Below are 14,859 nucleotides of genomic sequence, written 5' to 3' on the forward strand. Positions count from 1 at the left end.
TCAGCGCAAAGATAAGGAGAGGACGTCATGATCGGCGAATTCAAGAAGTTCATCGCGCGCGGCAATGTCATGGATCTGGCGGTCGGCGTGATCATCGGCGGCGCCTTTGCTCTGATCACAAAGTCGCTGACGGACGACCTCATCATGCCGCTGGTCAGCTATTTGTTCGGCGGGTTCGATTTTTCCAGTTATTTCGTACGTCTTGGCCCTGTTCCTGAAGGCTACGAAGGATCGCTGACCAATTACGCCGAGCTGAAAGAAGCGGGCGTCTCACTGTTCGGATACGGTCAGTTTATCACTGTCGTCGTCAATTTCGTCATCCTTGCCTTCATCATTTTTCTGCTCGTACGGACAGTCAACCGCATCAATGCGAAAGATCCAGAGACGGAAGCGACAAAACCATCCTCGCCGCCAGAAGACATTATCCTGCTGAAGCAAATCCGCGACGAACTGCGTAGGGGAAATTCGCCGGCTGATCTGGCCGATGGGAATTAAGCCGAGAGGCGTTCCACCAGCATATCGAGCTGGTCCAGGTCGCGATATTTGACGGTCAGCTGGCCGCCCTCCCCGTCAAAGCTCAGACGCGCGACCATTCCCGTCGCCTCTTTGATGCGATCCTCCAGCGCCACGAGGTCCGCGTCCCGTTCGGCAGGCTTTCGCACGCTGGCCGCGCCCGGCTTTCCGCCAGATGTTTTCGCCAAGGCTTCCGCCTGACGCGCATTAAGACCGCGGTCGATAATCTCTCGTGCAAGGCGTTCGGGGTCTTCCGTGCCGATCAAAGCGCGGGCATGACCCATTGCGATCTGCCCTTCGTCCACCATGGCGCGCACGGACTGCGGCAGCTCCAGCAAACGCATCAAATTGGCTACATGGCTGCGCGACTTGCCGACAAGGCGCGCTACCGCATCCTGCGTATGCGAAAACTCCTCGGTAAGTCGCCGATAGCCTTCCGCCTCCTCAATCGGTGAGAGGTCCTGCCGTTGGATGTTTTCGACCAGCGAAATTTCAAAGGCTTCGCTGTCGCTCAAGTCACGGACGACGACCGGTATCTCGTGCAATTGCGCGGCCTGTGCGGCACGCCACCGACGCTCGCCGGCGACGATTTCGAAATTCCCGCCGTCCATGGGCCGAACGAGGATCGGCTGCAGCAACCCCTGCCGCCGGACGGAATCGATCAATTCGGACTGAGCACCATCGTCGAAACGCTTACGTGGCTGCTTGGCATTCGGTTTAACGCGCCCGATGGATACCATTTGCCCAAGAGCGCTGCTTGCCTGCCCTGCGCCGTAGGTCGACTCTCCATCATTGCCGTGAGACGGGCCGATCTCATCCAAAAGAGCGGAGAGTCCCCGGCCCAGGCCCGGCCTGCGCCGACCGGAACTGCCCTGTGATCCCCCCTCGCTCATGCCGCGATCGCCGAAGGTTCCGTACGACCGAGAATTTCACGAGAGAGAGCCATATACGCCTCCGACCCGGCGCAGCGGTGATCATAAATCAGCGCCGGCAGACCATGCGACGGTGCCTCTGACAGACGTACATTACGCGGAATATTTGTCGTGAAAACGGCATCGCCCAGACATGCCCGTGCATCTTCGGCAACTTGCTCCGACAGCCGATTACGTTTGTCGTACATCGTCAGGACGACGCCCAATATGCGCAGCCGCTGATTGAAGCCGGCCCGTACCCGCTCCACGGTTTTTAGAAGCTGACTGAGCCCCTCGAGCGCGTAAAACTCGCATTGCAACGGGACGATAAGAGCATGTGCCGCCACGAGGGCATTGACAGTTAACAGTCCCAAGGATGGCGGGCAGTCTATCAAAATATAGTCATACGCGCCGGCCTGATCCTCAAGGGCGCGGCTCAGCCGATGTGTGCGCGCATCCATCTCAACCAGTTCGATCTCCGCCCCGGACAGGTCCACGGTAGCGGGAATAATATGTAGATTTTCGATCTGGGTATTTTGGACCGCTTGCGACAAAGTCGCTTCGCCCAAAAGGAGATCATAGCTTGTGCATGTGCGGCCCGTCTGACCGATGCCCAAGCCGGTGGAGCTGTTTCCCTGAGGGTCGAGATCAATGATCAGAACCCGGCGACCGCTGGCTGCCAGTCCGGTCGCTACATTGATTGTCGTCGTGGTTTTGCCCACGCCGCCCTTTTGATTGGCTACTGCAAGTATGTTCATTGGCCTCTATCCGCTCCGATCCGCCGCACATGTCGGGCAGCGACGATCCGTGCGTCGGGATCGGTGCTGCTTGGATGCAACTGCGCGTCGAACGAGAATGACTGCCGCGCAGCCTCCACTTCTGCGACCGCGCTTCGCCCCTTCGGCAACAGCCACAATGTGTGTTGTGCCGCAAACCCTCTACCCCAGTCAAACAGCTTTGGCAGGGCCGTAAACGCCCGCGCGGAAATTATATCCGCCTTAGGCGAGCGCAATTTTTCGACCCGCTCATTATGAACAACGACCCGGTCGGAAAGACCGAGCTCAGCCGCAACCGTACGCAGGAAAAGACATTTTTTCTCTCGGGCTTCTATAAGGTGAACTTTCGCGGGCAGCAGGATGGCCGCGACAATTCCGGGAAAACCGGCGCCAGAACCGAGATCGACCCATGTCCGCACGCGCAGGTCGGTGGGAATCAATCGGATCAATTGTGCACTGTCTTCGATGTGCCGTTGCCGCGCCTGTGGAAGGGTCGACGGCGCTACCAGATTCATCCGTTCTTGCCACTCATTCAGAAGCTGCAGGTAACGATCGAACTGCGCCTCTGTTTCACGTGAAACATCGATCATGCGGCTCGCTTTGCGTAAGCAAGCAGAACAGTGAGGGCCGCCGGCGTGATGCCGGGAATGCGCGATGCCGCCCCAAGACTTTGCGGCTGCGCAGTCTCCAGCCGTTCGGCCATTTCCGCAGACAGCCCGGGCAATGAAGAAAAATTGAGACCGCGTGGAAGCAATCGGGCTTCCTCTGCGCGCATGGCATTTCGTGCGCTGTCCTGCCGACGTAAATATTGGTCATATTCCGCGTCAACGCAAAGCGTCTCGACCAGATCCTCCGGCACGCTGGCCAGATCGGGATGTATGCGCACGGCTGTCGCCCAGTCCACTTCGGGAAAGCGCAGCCATTCGAATAAGGAGCGGCGAACTCCGTCCTGCCTGACGTCGATCCCCAAATCCCCCACAGCCTTTGGGGTAACGTTGGCGCTTTCCAGCATCTCTCGGCCCTGACCGTAACGCGCGACATGGTCGCCATACCATGTATCAAGTTCCGGCGTCGAAAGCCCGCTGGCCTGCGCCAGAGGGGTCAGGCGTCGGTGTGCATTATCGGTTCTTAGCGACAGGCGGAATTCGGCGCGCGATGTGAACATGCGATATGGTTCACTAACGCCCTGCGTCACCAGATCATCTATCATGACCCCTATATAGCTGTTGGCGCGGTCAAGGGGTAAGGTTGGGCGGTCACCGACGAGAGAGGCCGCTGCGGCACCCGCAACCAGTCCCTGCCCGGCTGCCTCTTCATATCCGGTTGTCCCGTTAATCTGCCCTGCGAGGAAAAGGCCTTGCACCGCACGAGAACCTAGATTCTCGTCAAGCGCCCGGGGGTCCAGATAATCATATTCCACCGCATAGCCGGGCTGCGCGATCTCTGCCTGCTGCAGCCCCAGGATCGTATGAACGAACTTCAATTGCACCTCTTGCGGCAAAGCAGTGGAGATGCCGTTTGGGTAGACGAGGTCGCTATTGAGACCTTCCGGCTCAAGAAAAATCTGATGCCCGTCCCGGTCGCCGAAACGTACAACCTTGTCCTCAATGGAGGGGCAGTATCGTGGACCCCGCCCCTCAATGTCGCCGCTGAAAGTCGCACTTCGCTGAAGGTTATTGCGAATCACGGCGTGCGACGCGGCAGATGTGCGCGTGATGCCGCAGGAGATCTGCGGCGCCTGTGTTGATCGGGTTAGGCGCGAAAAGAACGTTGGATCCTCGTCAGGGCGCTGCCACGTCACCGCGCTCCAGTCGATGGAGCGTGCGCGCAACCGTGGTGGGGTGCCCGTCTTCAGCCGCCTGACACTTCCCGGTGAAAGTTCCCGAAGCTGTTCAGAGAGGCGCGACGCCGACCTGCCCCCGGCGCGGCCCCCTACGAGGCGGCGTTCGCCCTCATACATAATGCCGCCGAGAAACGTGCCCGTTGCAAGCACCACAGCGGAACAGCGGACCAAATCGTCGTCGACGAAGAGGCCGGCAACCCGATCGCCCTTCAAGTGTAGGGCCCGCGCCTCGCCGATGATCAGCTCGACGGAACTGGTCTGCAACCACTCGGCCGCCGCCGCGTGATAGAGCCCGCGGTCGATCTGAGCTCTGGGACCCCGCACCGCCGGGCCTTTGCGCCTGTTGAGAAGACGATATCCAACGGACGCGTAATCGGCGAGGCGCGGCATGACCCCACCAAGAGCGTCGAGCTCGCAAACGATATGGCCTTTTCCCAGCCCGCCAATCGCCGGGTTGCAAGACAAGGTCCCCAAATCGCCCCGTTCCATGGTGACAAGTCCTACACGCGCGCCCGTCCGCGCCGCTGCAGCCGCCGCTTCGACCCCAGCATGCCCCGCGCCCACTATAAGAATGTCGAAATCGCCGGTCATTATATGCCTTGTCGAATGTGGCAGTGTTTCACGTGGAACACTATTTTCCGATGCAGAAGCGCGAAAAAATCTGGCCCAAAACATCTTCCGACGTGACGTGGCCTGTCAGCACGCCGAGGGCCTCTGCGGCTTTTCGCAGATGCTCCGCGCTCAATACAGGGTCGGCGGTGGATTGTGCAAGGACAAGCTCGGCCTCCGTGCTCGCCAGTTCGCTCGCTTGACGGGCGGAAACAGTCATCAAGTCACCCTTGTTGACGCCTCCTGAAATCCGGGCAGTGATGCGATCAAGAAGTGCGTCGAGCCCCTGTCCGGTAACGGCAGACACATGGATGCTGTCCCTTGGCAAGCCATCCTCTACATCCGCTTTGGAACGTACGATTATATCGCTCCCGCCAGGCGCGTGCTCTTCGGGAAGCAATAGATGAACGCGAATATCGGCGTTGGCTGCCCGCTCCCGCGCTCGCCGAACGCCCTCCGCCTCGATCTCGTCCGATGTTTCGCGCAGTCCCGCAGTGTCGATCAACGTCGCGCGATAGCCGCCGATATCCAGTGGCACCTCGATGACATCGCGCGTGGTCCCCGCAATTTCAGACACGATCGCCGCGTCACTTTGGGATAGCATGTTTACCAGGCTGGATTTTCCAGCGTTCGGAGAACCGATTATGGCAATGTCGACGCCTCGCCTGATCCGCCGGGCGCTTTCGCTGCGCGCCACCACCTTCCCTATATCCTCTCGCAGCGCGTCAATTCGTTGTGTGACTTCACCGACGACCGCTTCCCCAACGTCATCTTCCGCTTCACCGAAATCGAGCACCGCCTCTAAATCTGCGCGAAGGGAGAGCAATTTGTCCCGCCACTGCTCGGCTCTTGCCCGCAATGTACCGTTCGCAGCCATCATCGCCTGCGTTCGCTGCGCTTCAGTTTCTGCGTCGATCAGCGCGGCCAGCCCTTCGGCCTCTGTCAGGTCGATGCGTCCGTTCAGGAAAGCTCGGCGCGCGAATTCCCCGGGCGCGGCCATGCGGCAGTCAGGCACGCGGGCCAGTTCCTTCAGCAGTTTCGCGACCAGCGCCACACTGCCGGTCACCTGAAGTTCGATCACGTCCTCGCCGGTAAAGCTATTCGGCGCGGGGAATACCAGGATCAGAGCCTCATCCAGAATCTCCCCCCCGTCAGTGCGCAGGGTACGCAGGGAGGCGCGGCGCGCGGGGGGCAAGCCCTGCCCGGACAGCAACCCGCTGACCGCCGCTGCTGCATCAGGGCCGCTTATCCGAACAATCGCCACCGCACAGGGCAGCGTTCCGGTTGCCAGCGCGAAGATGGTATCCTCGCTCATCCTTAAAGGTCAGCCGTTCTTGCCGCCCATCGCCGCCATCATCATTTTTTGCAGATCGGCCATGCCAGAGCCGCCCATTGCGGTCATACTGCCCATCCAGTTCTGCATGGCCGTCTCTATATCCTTCTGCGTCACACCCTCCTCTGCAAAGCGGGTCATGCGGGCGACATAGGCATCGTGTACGGGGGCCAGATCAGGAAGACCGAAGAAGGCGCGCGCCTCTTGAGGCGTGCAGTCGATCTCAACATTCACCTTCACGTCATGTCTCCCTCTTGCAGGTCGGTCGGTCAGACGCTTTATCACCAACGACTGCAAAAGGCGACGGGATGGATGATAATCATGACTATACGGCCCGCCCGTTCGGACGACCTGCCGGCGATTCTCGATATCGTCAATGACGCCATCCTACACACGACGGCCTGGTATGATGATCGGCCGCGAACCCTGCACGACCAGCAGGAATGGCTGGCCAACAAGCACCGCGGCAATTGGCCGGTAATCGTCGCAGAGGAGGACGGCGAGATCCTTGGCTTTGCCACGTTCGACGTTTTTCGCGCGCGACCCTCATATCGCCATACGGCAGAACATAGCGTGTATGTCAGGGGTAAGTCGCGGGGGCACGGCACCGGCAGGAAGCTGTTGGAGGAGATTGTTGCGATCGCGCGGCAGCGCGGTCTGCATGTCCTGATCGGGGGCGTGGACAGCGAGAATGTCGGCAGTCTGTCCTTTCACAGACGACTTGGCTTCACGGAAGTGGGCCGTCTGCCCCAGGTAGGGCACAAATTCGGCCGCTGGCTGACGCTCGTGTTCATGCACAGGATCATAGAGGACCCGATTAGTCAGGACCTAAACCACGCGCCAGTTACCGAATCGGCAAAATAATTGGCCTTTTTTGTGCCATATAGGTGATAACTTTAACCTAATCGCTGCGTGACGGACTTGGCGTGGGCAGGCAGGCCCTCCGCCTCGGCAAGCCGCGCCGCCGCTGGTCCGATTGCGTCAAAGCCAGCACGGGAACATTCCAGATAGGTGGTCCGCTTCATGAAATCGGCGACGCCAAGCCCGCTGGAGAAGCGGGCGCGACGACCCGTTGGCAGGGTGTGATTCGGGCCGGCGACATAGTCACCAATCGCCTCTGGCGTCAGGTGGCCGATGAAAATACTGCCAGCATGCCGCACCTGGTCGAACAACGGCTGCGGATCGGCGACAGCGAGCGCCAGGTGTTCCGGCGCAAGCGCATCGATCAGACGCACCGAGTCTGATAGCCGATCGACGGTGATAATGGCGCCATGCGCCTCCCAGCTCTCACGCGCCGCCGCCTTAGTCGCAAGCGTATCGAGCGCGCCCGGCATGGCGGCGACCACCGCGTCCGCAAGGTCAAGGCTGTCGGTGATCAGAATCGACTGGGCGGAGGGATCGTGCTCGGCCTGGCTGAGCAGGTCGAACGCAAGCATGGCGGCATCCGCACTGTCATCCGCGACCACCAGTATTTCCGATGGACCGGCCACCATGTCGATGCCGACACGCCCATATAATTGCCGCTTCGCCTCCGCGACAAAGGCATTGCCGGGGCCCGTCACCACGTCGACCGGCCGTATGCTTTCGGTCCCGAACGCCAGCGCCGCCACCGCCTGCGCCCCGCCGACGCGATAGATCTCGTCGACCCCCGCCAGCTGTGCAGCCGCCAGAACGAGGGGGTTCATCCGCCCCTCCGGCGTGGGCGTCACCATGACGAGACGCTCAACCCCCGCCACCTTTGCCGGAATGGCGTTCATCAGCACCGACGATGGATAGGTTGCCCGTCCGCCCGGAATATAAAGGCCGGCGGCATCGACGCTGGTATAGCGCCAGCCCGTGCGATTGCCGTGGGCGTCGACCTGCTCATGATCCGCCGGGCGCTGTGCACCATGAAAGTCGCGGATGCGCTCCGCTGCCAGTTCCAGCGCGGCCATCAGATCACGCGGCACGTCCCGGCAGGCGTCGTCAATCTCTGCCTCCCCGATACGCAGCCGATCAGCGTCAATTCGCAACCGGTCGAAACGCTCGGTCAGTTCGATCAATGCCGCATCGCCCTCGGCACGCACGCGGGCCAGTATCGCAGATACCGCCTGCGATACATCGGCATCGCTGTCGCGCCCAGCCTCGACGAACGCCCGAAAGCGCTCCTCGAAATCGGCATCCGACATTGCCATCCTAAGCATCGGCGCGCTCCGGCTCCCCGACGGCCTCGCGAAACCGTTGCAGCCACAGGGACAGCGCCTCTGCCTTGCGCTTGAACGCGGGGCGGCTGATGATCAGGCGGCTCGACACCTGCGCGATCACCTCCACCTCGACCAGGCCATTCTCCTTCAGCGTCTGCCCGGACGATACCAGATCGACAATCCGGCTGGTCAGGCCCAGGCGCGGCGCCAGTTCCATCGCACCGTTCAGCTTGACGCACTCCGCCTGTACACCGCGCGCGGCGAAATGACGGCTGGTGATATTTGGATATTTTGTGGCGACACGAACATGGCTCCACATGCGCGGATCGTCCGCCGCGGCCATTTCCTGTGGCTCGGCCACCGACAGGCGGCAGCCGCCAATGCCCAGGTCGACAGGCGCGTACAGCGCCTCATAGCCGAATTCGTCGATGACGTCCGATCCGACGATGCCGAAATCCGCGGCGCCATGCGCCACGAACGTCGCAGCGTCGAATGCCCGCACGCGGATGATCGACAGGCCTGGAACATTCGTATCGAATTGCAGGGCACGCGATTTCGGATCGTGAAAGGCGGCCTCCGGCTCTATCCCCGCGCGGGCCAGCAGGGGCAGCGCCTCTTCCAATATCCGGCCTTTCGGTACGGCGAAGGTAAGCGATTCGTTCATGCAGGCTCGCTTATTGTGCGGCGCACTCTATATCCAGCATCAAACCCGCGCGCGTCGACAAGGCGCCGGCGGCAAGGGGGAACGCGATGAAGCTGACGACCACGCCATTCGACTGTCTGATCCAGGCAATGGACGTTTCCCTGCTATGGAGCGAAACACTCACTGCCTCCGCCTATGTGCTCAGCCGGCGCGCCAATATCCTTTATGGCGCTGCGGAGAACCCGCTCAAGGCGGACATGGCGGAGATCGGTCGCATGATCCCGGAAAAGATGGATGCCTTCGGCAGGGGACTTGCCGATATGGGCCGCGCTGAAACCGCGCTTGACGCGGCCGAACGCCTGTTAAAGCCGGTCCACGCCGCAGTAACCGCCAATGCGAGGCGCCTGCGCCGCAGCTAGCAGACCCCTTAGCTGCCCCAGGGTAGCGAAATATTGAAAATCTTGCATCTCGCCCCCATTTCAGCAAGGGAAGCGGCGTCCTTTGGCTGGGGCGGGCGAAGTATCAAAGAGGATGAAATTTGGCAAAAGAAGAACTGATCGAGATGAACGGCCGCGTTACGGAACTGCTTCCGAACGCGATGTTTCGTGTCATGCTTGAAAACGACCATGAAGTGCTTGCGCATACCGCAGGCAAGATGCGCAAGAATCGCATTCGCGTTCTCGTCGGTGACGAGGTGCTGTGCGAACTGACCCCCTATGACCTGACCAAGGGTCGCATCACCTACCGCTTCAAATAGTGCTGGCTGTCCGGGCGTGACCGGCCCCGCACTGCGGCTCATACTCGCCTCGTCCAGTCCGCGACGACGACAATTGCTGGAACAGATCGGCGTCGTGCCGGATCGCATCCAGTCTCCTGACATCGACGAAACACCCCGCCCTGGCGAACTTCCCCGCCCCTATGCGGAGCGCATGGCGGCCGAGAAGGCCGCGGCGGTCACCCGTGGGCAGGGAGAGATGGTTCTGGCTGGCGATACGACGGTCGCGCGCGGTCGGCGTATCATGCCGCCTGCCGAAACGCCGGATGACGTGGTGCGCTTCCTGACGCTTCTTTCCGGACGGCGTCACCGTGTCTTTGGTGCCGTCTCGCTGCTGGGCGCGGACGGAGCGCTGCGCCAGCGGACAAGTGAGAGCATCGTCAGGTTCAAGCGCCTTTCTCCCGAAGAAATCCGCGCCTATGCCGATTGCGGCGAAGGCATCGGCAAAGCCGCTGGATATGCCATTCAGGGGCGCGCAGGCGCGTTCGTATCCTTCCTCTCCGGCAGTTATAGCGGGGTCGTGGGACTGCCGCTTTACGAAACGCGCGGGCTTCTCCTCGCCGCGGGCTTCCATGTCTGAACGGCTGATCGTGGAGCGCGGCATCGGCGAAGACCGGTTCGCGCACACGAAGGGGGACGCCATTGTAGAGGCATGGGTCGAACGCGCGGGCACACTGCTGCACGGCCATGTCTATCAGGGTCGGCTGACGCGAAAGCTGGGCAGTCGCGGTGAAGGGGACATTGACGGCCAAACAATCCTCATCGATCCATGGCCAGCGGGGCTGACCGAGGGCGCGACAACGCCGCTGCAGATTATCAGGGAAGCTATTCCCGAGCGCGGCCGCGACCGAAGCGCAAAGGCCCGCCCGGTTACGCCTGGGTGCACCGACTCCCCGAAAGAAGCGACGGACGCCCTACCGCTCGTGCCGCGGATGCCCGGAACCAGCGAGCTCGATATCGTCGGATGGACCGAATTGATCGAGGAGGCCGGCACCGGCATCGTGGCGTTCGACGGCGGTCTCCTTGCCATCGTGCCCACCCCCGCCGGCATCACCATCGACGTGGACGGCGCCCTGCCGATCGGCGAACTCGCCCGCCGTGGTGCCATCGCCGCCGCGCTGGCCATCCGGCGACTGGGGCTGGCAGGCTCGATTCTGATCGATCTTCCCAGCCTGGACGGAAAGGCGCAGCGGCAGGCCGTCGCAGACACATTCGACGCGCACCTGCCCAAGCCCTTTGAACGGACGGGCATAAACGGATTTGGCCTCTTGCAGGTGATCCGGCCGCGCGTGCGCGCGTCGCTTCTGGAACAATTGCAGAATCGACCGGTCGAAAGCGCCGCGCTCAACCTCCTGCGCCGCGCAGAGCATGCGGGGGCGACAAGGACTCTGGATCTGCGCGCAGGTGCGTCGGTCGCGGGCTGGCTGACCGAGCGGCCAGAGCTGCTGCAGCAGCTAAAAGAGCGCACCGGCGTCGCGCCTACCTTGAAACCACACGGTAAAGACCCCTTATGGTGGGGCGATGTCCACAGCCAATAGATCCACCGGCAGGGCCGCTTGCCCCATTTGCCGCGCCCCTGCCATTGCCGCGGAAAAACCTTTCTGCTCACGCACGTGCCGCGACCGCGACCTGCTGAAATGGCTGGGCGAGGACTATCGCCTGCCCGTGGCGCCGGAGGAAGCGCCGCCAATGGGTTCGGACGAAGATTAGCCGAGGACGGCGACGAGACGACGACGACTAGACGGCGACGACTAGACAAGGCCATCGCCGCGCCGTATGTCGCCCCCCTCCCCCGTGCCCGGGTAGCTCAGTTGGTAGAGCATGCGACTGAAAATCGCAGTGTCGGCAGTTCGAATCTGTCCCCGGGCACCATCCGCAGCCGGTCCCGAATCCGGCCCCTGCGGCGTTACTTCTTCCCTTTGCCCGCGAAAACGCTCGACTAGGGCTCACAGCAGGTCCTGAGGTCGATTTATAACCGCTCAACCGAACTCGGCCACGTTTCATCACCGTTTTCATTGAAAGAGGATCTGTCCTCCTCAACTGTTGTCGCGTCCACAAAATGGAGAGACATTATGAGAACAGTTCTGAAATCCGCGATGTTCGTTGCAGGATGCACGCTGGGAGCCACCATGGCGAGCGCTCAGGCTGCTCCCGCCACTCCGGCGCCCGAGGGGCAGACAGCCCCCGCACCGCAGGCTCAGACGGCACCAGCGCAGGCGCCGATGGCCACCGACGTAAGCGACGCCGAGGTGGATTCCTTTGCGACCGCTCTCGTAGAGATCGACAAGGTGCAGGCAGACACGACGATGGAACCCGCCGACAAGCAGCAGAAGATGGTTTCCACGCTGCAGGCTAACGGTCTTGAGCCGCAACGCTTCAACGCCATCGCACAGGCCGCGCAGGCGGATCCTGAGCTTGGCCAGCGTATCCAGGCAGCTGCCCAGGAAAAGGCAGTGGGCAATTAATCCCGACCAAGCTGAAAAGGCGGATCTGCATGGCAGATCCGCCTTTTTTATGCGCGCTTCCTACGGACGCAGCCTACGAAGCGTCGCCTATTCGGTTCCGCCGGTCGCATCGTCATCATGACCAGCCACGCGTATCGGCTTTCCCAGGATCTGGCTGACATAGATGCGCTGCACAAAGACATAGATCACGATCGTCAGCGGCGCCGCCAACAGAACGCCCAGCGCGCCGAACAATGCGCCAGCGCCGAACACAGCAAACAGCAAAACTGCGGGCGGAACATCGACCGCATGCTTCTGAATCATGGGCTGCAGGAAATTGCCCTGCAGCTGCTGGATCAGCAAATAGAGGCCGATGGTCCAGAGGGCGGTCGCTGGCGATACCGTCAGGGCCAGCAGCACGGCGGGAATACCGGCAATGATCGGCCCCACGAGCGGGATGATGTCCAAGAGGCCGGCAATGACTGCCAGCCCGCCTGACGCCGGAACGCCCAGCAGGGTCAGGCCGCCCCAGGTGAATATGCCGACCAGCAGGGACGAGACGGCCTGGCCCAGCATCCAACCGCGCAGGCCCCTTGACGCATCCTTCAGGAAAGTTGCCGCAGGCCCTTCGGCCCGGCGCGGCATCAGCAGCAGCAGGCCGCGACGATACATGGACGGGTTGGCCGCTATGAATATGGCGCCTACGAATACCAGCACCAGATCGGTTACGCCGCTGGTCACCGCCATGGCGTAACCGCCAAGTCGCGATGCCAGGTTAGATAGATCCTCGGTTCCTTCCTCCAGCAATTCGGCCGGCGAACCGCTAAGCCCGGCCCTTTCCAAAAGGGTTTCGACGCGTTCCAGGGCCGCCGGGATACTTTCCCTGATCGTGTCCAGCTCGCTGCTGAACTGGGCCCCGAACAAAGCAAATGCCGCCGCGAATACGGCCAGCAACCCAAATACGGACACAGTCAGAGCCAGAGAGCGCGAACGCAGACCCGTCAGGCGGCAAAAGCCCCGCGCCATCGCGTCAAAGATCGTTGCAAAGACCACGGCCGCAAAAACCAGCAGAAAGAGGCTTCCCAGCTCCAGAAACACCCATGCAGTCCCAAGGACGCAAAGGATGACGAACGCTGCAGCAGCAACACGCCCAAGATCACGTTCCGGACGATGAGACCGTTGCGGATCAGATCGCGTAGCGGGTCCCGCCACTTCATCGTTGCTCATTCACATCCCTCGCCGGTGGAAACGGCAACTGCCGCGCGGGCGCAAAAGGCGCCGCATAACTCTTACCACTCCGGACTCGCTTACGTGACCTTTTTGTAAATGGTCATGCCCAGCACGAACAGCAGCACGGCGATGACGACGGCTATCCAGAACAGAATCTGCGCCAGATCCCACGCAACGCCCGCAAGCCCACCGAAGCCCAGAATGCCGAGGATCAGGGCAGCGACGGCGAAGATAATTGCACCTCTGATCATGACGATTGTTCCCTTGTTTCAGCGTGACGAACGTAAATTTGCGCCAGTTGGTTCCGGGATCATGGGCGCTTTGACCGTTCCACGCCGCAGCGCGTTTAAGCGTGTAATTTCAGCCGCCCGCAGGGCCGGCTTATCGCATCAGGCGGATTTCATCTGGCCGGCGGCCTCGGGCGGCTCGGCGACCGTTGCGGCGGCAGCCTCGGCATCCTCGCCAAAGCCAAGGGCCGCGACCATGGCCAGCGCGTCTTCGAATCCGGCACCGCAATAGACCGGCGTCCCCGCTTCTTCTATTTCCTGCAGCAGCGTACCGTTGGGCCCTTGTCGGCAGGTGCCGCTTACATCACGGATGAAAACCCCTGCGACATTGTCCGGAAAATCGCGAACGACGCGGGCATAGACCTCCACATCGCGCTGGCCATTGTCACCGATCAACAGGAAACGGAAATCGGGATAAAAGGCCAATATACGTTCGATCGCCTCGACCTTGTGACTGCGATGGCCACTGGCGATGAACTTGTCTTTGTCGATGCCATAATCCTTCAGGAACATGGGACCATGGGGAATGGCATTCAGCTCCATGAATTCGGTTATGAAACCATATAGGTTCCAGGGACTTGAGGAAACATAGAAGACCGGGTGGCGTGGCGCCTGATGATCGACAACAAGAAATTTATAGAGTTTCGATGCACCAGGCACGGCAAGACGGTCCTTGGGCCGGTGCACGAGAACGCGGCGCCAGTTCTTCAGAAAATTGGTGGCGCCGGTTTCCACCACCGTATCGTCAATATCCGAAATAATGCCCAGCTTCTCACTCTGGCCGGGCGCCAGAATGGGAACGTCGACCTTCGCATGATGACTGCGGCGTTCCGGCAGGCTGATGCTGGCAACTTCCCACGCCGTCACATCCGGCAAGGGCTTCTGGTCCAGAGGCAGGACAAAGTGAAAATAGCCCTCCCGGTCCGAAACAGCCTCGTAGCGCCCGCCATAGCCTTCCAGCGCGACCCGGACGCCGGGGACCTCGTCACTCTCATAAATGGCCAGCATGGCGCGCAATCGTGACCAGGTCGACGTCCCGGGCTTCAACGACGGCTTATATTGCACGATGCGGCCACCGACCCGCACTTCGCGTTCGCTACGGTACCCGGCATAGGAAAGCATGCGCAGTGTTTTGTGGTCCAGCCGCCCGTCACGATAACGAATCCGGTCGAGCGTGCGCTCGGCCAGTACGATGATCCGATGGGCGATCCGCGCCAGAAGGGTTGCGATAGCTTTCATCATCAGGGCGCGCTTCTTGTCGCGCGGCGGCGGCTGCGGCAAGGTCACCTCTCGCCTTCGGAGACACCGCATC

19 protein-coding genes and 1 tRNA gene are annotated in these 14,859 nt (G+C 61.3%); 9 read left to right on the plus strand and 11 right to left on the minus strand.

Annotation, left to right across the window (positions count from 1 at the left end):
- Nucleotides 1-27 precede the first annotated feature (27 nt).
- Nucleotides 28-495, plus strand: a complete 468-nt coding sequence (gene mscL / locus ACSMXM_RS12575; protein ID WP_460316634.1) for a large conductance mechanosensitive channel protein MscL — start codon at nucleotides 28-30, stop codon at nucleotides 493-495.
- On the opposite strand, the gene ACSMXM_RS12580 is transcribed toward mscL, so the two are convergent.
- From ACSMXM_RS12580 to ACSMXM_RS12605, 6 genes are read right to left on the minus strand one after another with little or no spacing between them, the layout of a single operon-like run.
- Entirely contained in the window at nucleotides 492-1,406 is a 915-nt protein-coding gene (locus ACSMXM_RS12580) for a ParB/RepB/Spo0J family partition protein (protein WP_460316636.1), read from the minus strand. The two genes, mscL and ACSMXM_RS12580, sit on opposite strands and share 4 nt — an antisense overlap.
- Nucleotides 1,403-2,182, minus strand: coding sequence for a ParA family protein (locus ACSMXM_RS12585; RefSeq protein ID WP_460316638.1), 780 nt, complete (start codon nucleotides 2,180-2,182; stop codon nucleotides 1,403-1,405). The genes ACSMXM_RS12580 and ACSMXM_RS12585 overlap by 4 nt, the downstream gene beginning before the upstream one ends.
- Nucleotides 2,179-2,790, minus strand: coding sequence for a 16S rRNA (guanine(527)-N(7))-methyltransferase RsmG (gene rsmG / locus ACSMXM_RS12590; RefSeq protein WP_460316640.1), 612 nt, complete (start codon nucleotides 2,788-2,790; stop codon nucleotides 2,179-2,181). The genes ACSMXM_RS12585 and rsmG overlap by 4 nt, the downstream gene beginning before the upstream one ends.
- Complete coding sequence (gene mnmG, locus ACSMXM_RS12595) at nucleotides 2,787-4,634, minus strand: tRNA uridine-5-carboxymethylaminomethyl(34) synthesis enzyme MnmG (protein WP_460316642.1); 1,848 nt, start codon at nucleotides 4,632-4,634, stop codon at nucleotides 2,787-2,789. Before mnmG ends, rsmG begins: the two co-directional genes overlap by 4 nt.
- Before the next feature lie 40 nt (nucleotides 4,635-4,674).
- Nucleotides 4,675-5,967: a tRNA uridine-5-carboxymethylaminomethyl(34) synthesis GTPase MnmE gene (mnmE, locus tag ACSMXM_RS12600; RefSeq protein WP_460316643.1), complete on the minus strand. Its 1,293-nt coding sequence runs from the start codon at nucleotides 5,965-5,967 to the stop codon at nucleotides 4,675-4,677.
- 9 nt (nucleotides 5,968-5,976) lie between these two features.
- Complete coding sequence (locus ACSMXM_RS12605; protein WP_460316644.1) at nucleotides 5,977-6,225, minus strand: DUF6489 family protein; 249 nt, start codon at nucleotides 6,223-6,225, stop codon at nucleotides 5,977-5,979.
- A gap of 81 nt (nucleotides 6,226-6,306) precedes the next feature.
- Here ACSMXM_RS12605 and ACSMXM_RS12610 point away from each other — a divergent pair, with 81 nt between their 5' ends.
- Entirely contained in the window at nucleotides 6,307-6,849 is a 543-nt protein-coding gene (locus ACSMXM_RS12610) for a GNAT family N-acetyltransferase (protein WP_460316646.1), read from the plus strand.
- A gap of 32 nt (nucleotides 6,850-6,881) precedes the next feature.
- On the opposite strand, the gene hisD is transcribed toward ACSMXM_RS12610, so the two are convergent.
- Both hisD and hisG read right to left on the minus strand, forming a co-directional pair.
- Entirely contained in the window at nucleotides 6,882-8,168 is a 1,287-nt protein-coding gene (hisD, locus tag ACSMXM_RS12615) for a histidinol dehydrogenase (protein WP_460316648.1), read from the minus strand.
- Nucleotides 8,161-8,832, minus strand: coding sequence for an ATP phosphoribosyltransferase (hisG, locus tag ACSMXM_RS12620; RefSeq protein WP_460316650.1), 672 nt, complete (start codon nucleotides 8,830-8,832; stop codon nucleotides 8,161-8,163). Before hisG ends, hisD begins: the two co-directional genes overlap by 8 nt.
- Before the next feature lie 86 nt (nucleotides 8,833-8,918).
- Between hisG and ACSMXM_RS12625 the strand changes: the two genes are divergently transcribed.
- The 7 genes from ACSMXM_RS12625 (at nucleotide 8,919) to ACSMXM_RS12655 (ending at nucleotide 12,051) form a co-directional block, all read left to right on the plus strand.
- On the plus strand, nucleotides 8,919-9,230 hold the full coding sequence (locus ACSMXM_RS12625) for a hypothetical protein (RefSeq protein WP_460316651.1): 312 nt from the start codon (nucleotides 8,919-8,921) through the stop codon (nucleotides 9,228-9,230).
- Between the two features lie 119 nt (nucleotides 9,231-9,349).
- Nucleotides 9,350-9,568: a translation initiation factor IF-1 gene (gene infA / locus ACSMXM_RS12630; RefSeq protein WP_460316652.1), complete on the plus strand. Its 219-nt coding sequence runs from the start codon at nucleotides 9,350-9,352 to the stop codon at nucleotides 9,566-9,568.
- Nucleotides 9,569-9,599: 31 nt separating this feature from the next.
- The gene (locus ACSMXM_RS12635; protein ID WP_460317597.1) at nucleotides 9,600-10,166 is read left to right on the plus strand and encodes a Maf family protein; all 567 of its coding nucleotides are present in this window, start codon (nucleotides 9,600-9,602) and stop codon (nucleotides 10,164-10,166) included.
- Entirely contained in the window at nucleotides 10,159-11,124 is a 966-nt protein-coding gene (locus tag ACSMXM_RS12640) for a ribonuclease (RefSeq protein WP_460316653.1), read from the plus strand. Before ACSMXM_RS12635 ends, ACSMXM_RS12640 begins: the two co-directional genes overlap by 8 nt.
- Nucleotides 11,108-11,296 (plus strand): DNA gyrase inhibitor YacG, encoded by a 189-nt coding sequence (locus tag ACSMXM_RS12645; RefSeq protein WP_460316654.1) that lies wholly within the window; start codon nucleotides 11,108-11,110, stop codon nucleotides 11,294-11,296. The genes ACSMXM_RS12640 and ACSMXM_RS12645 overlap by 17 nt, the downstream gene beginning before the upstream one ends.
- A gap of 86 nt (nucleotides 11,297-11,382) precedes the next feature.
- Nucleotides 11,383-11,458 (plus strand) — tRNA-Phe (locus tag ACSMXM_RS12650).
- Nucleotides 11,459-11,658: 200 nt separating this feature from the next.
- Complete coding sequence (locus ACSMXM_RS12655) at nucleotides 11,659-12,051, plus strand: DUF4168 domain-containing protein (protein ID WP_460316655.1); 393 nt, start codon at nucleotides 11,659-11,661, stop codon at nucleotides 12,049-12,051.
- A gap of 87 nt (nucleotides 12,052-12,138) precedes the next feature.
- On the opposite strand, the gene ACSMXM_RS12660 is transcribed toward ACSMXM_RS12655, so the two are convergent.
- The 3 genes from ACSMXM_RS12660 to ACSMXM_RS12670 form a co-directional block, all read right to left on the minus strand.
- Nucleotides 12,139-13,257, minus strand: a complete 1,119-nt coding sequence (locus tag ACSMXM_RS12660; protein WP_460316656.1) for an AI-2E family transporter — start codon at nucleotides 13,255-13,257, stop codon at nucleotides 12,139-12,141.
- Nucleotides 13,258-13,337: 80 nt separating this feature from the next.
- Nucleotides 13,338-13,511, minus strand: coding sequence for a DUF1328 domain-containing protein (locus ACSMXM_RS12665; RefSeq protein WP_460316657.1), 174 nt, complete (start codon nucleotides 13,509-13,511; stop codon nucleotides 13,338-13,340).
- 138 nt (nucleotides 13,512-13,649) lie between these two features.
- Nucleotides 13,650-14,858, minus strand: a complete 1,209-nt coding sequence (locus ACSMXM_RS12670; RefSeq protein WP_460316659.1) for an App1 family protein — start codon at nucleotides 14,856-14,858, stop codon at nucleotides 13,650-13,652.
- Nucleotide 14,859 lies beyond the last annotated feature (1 nt).

The sequence above is a fragment of the Pacificimonas sp. ICDLI1SI03 genome (genome assembly GCF_054740865.1).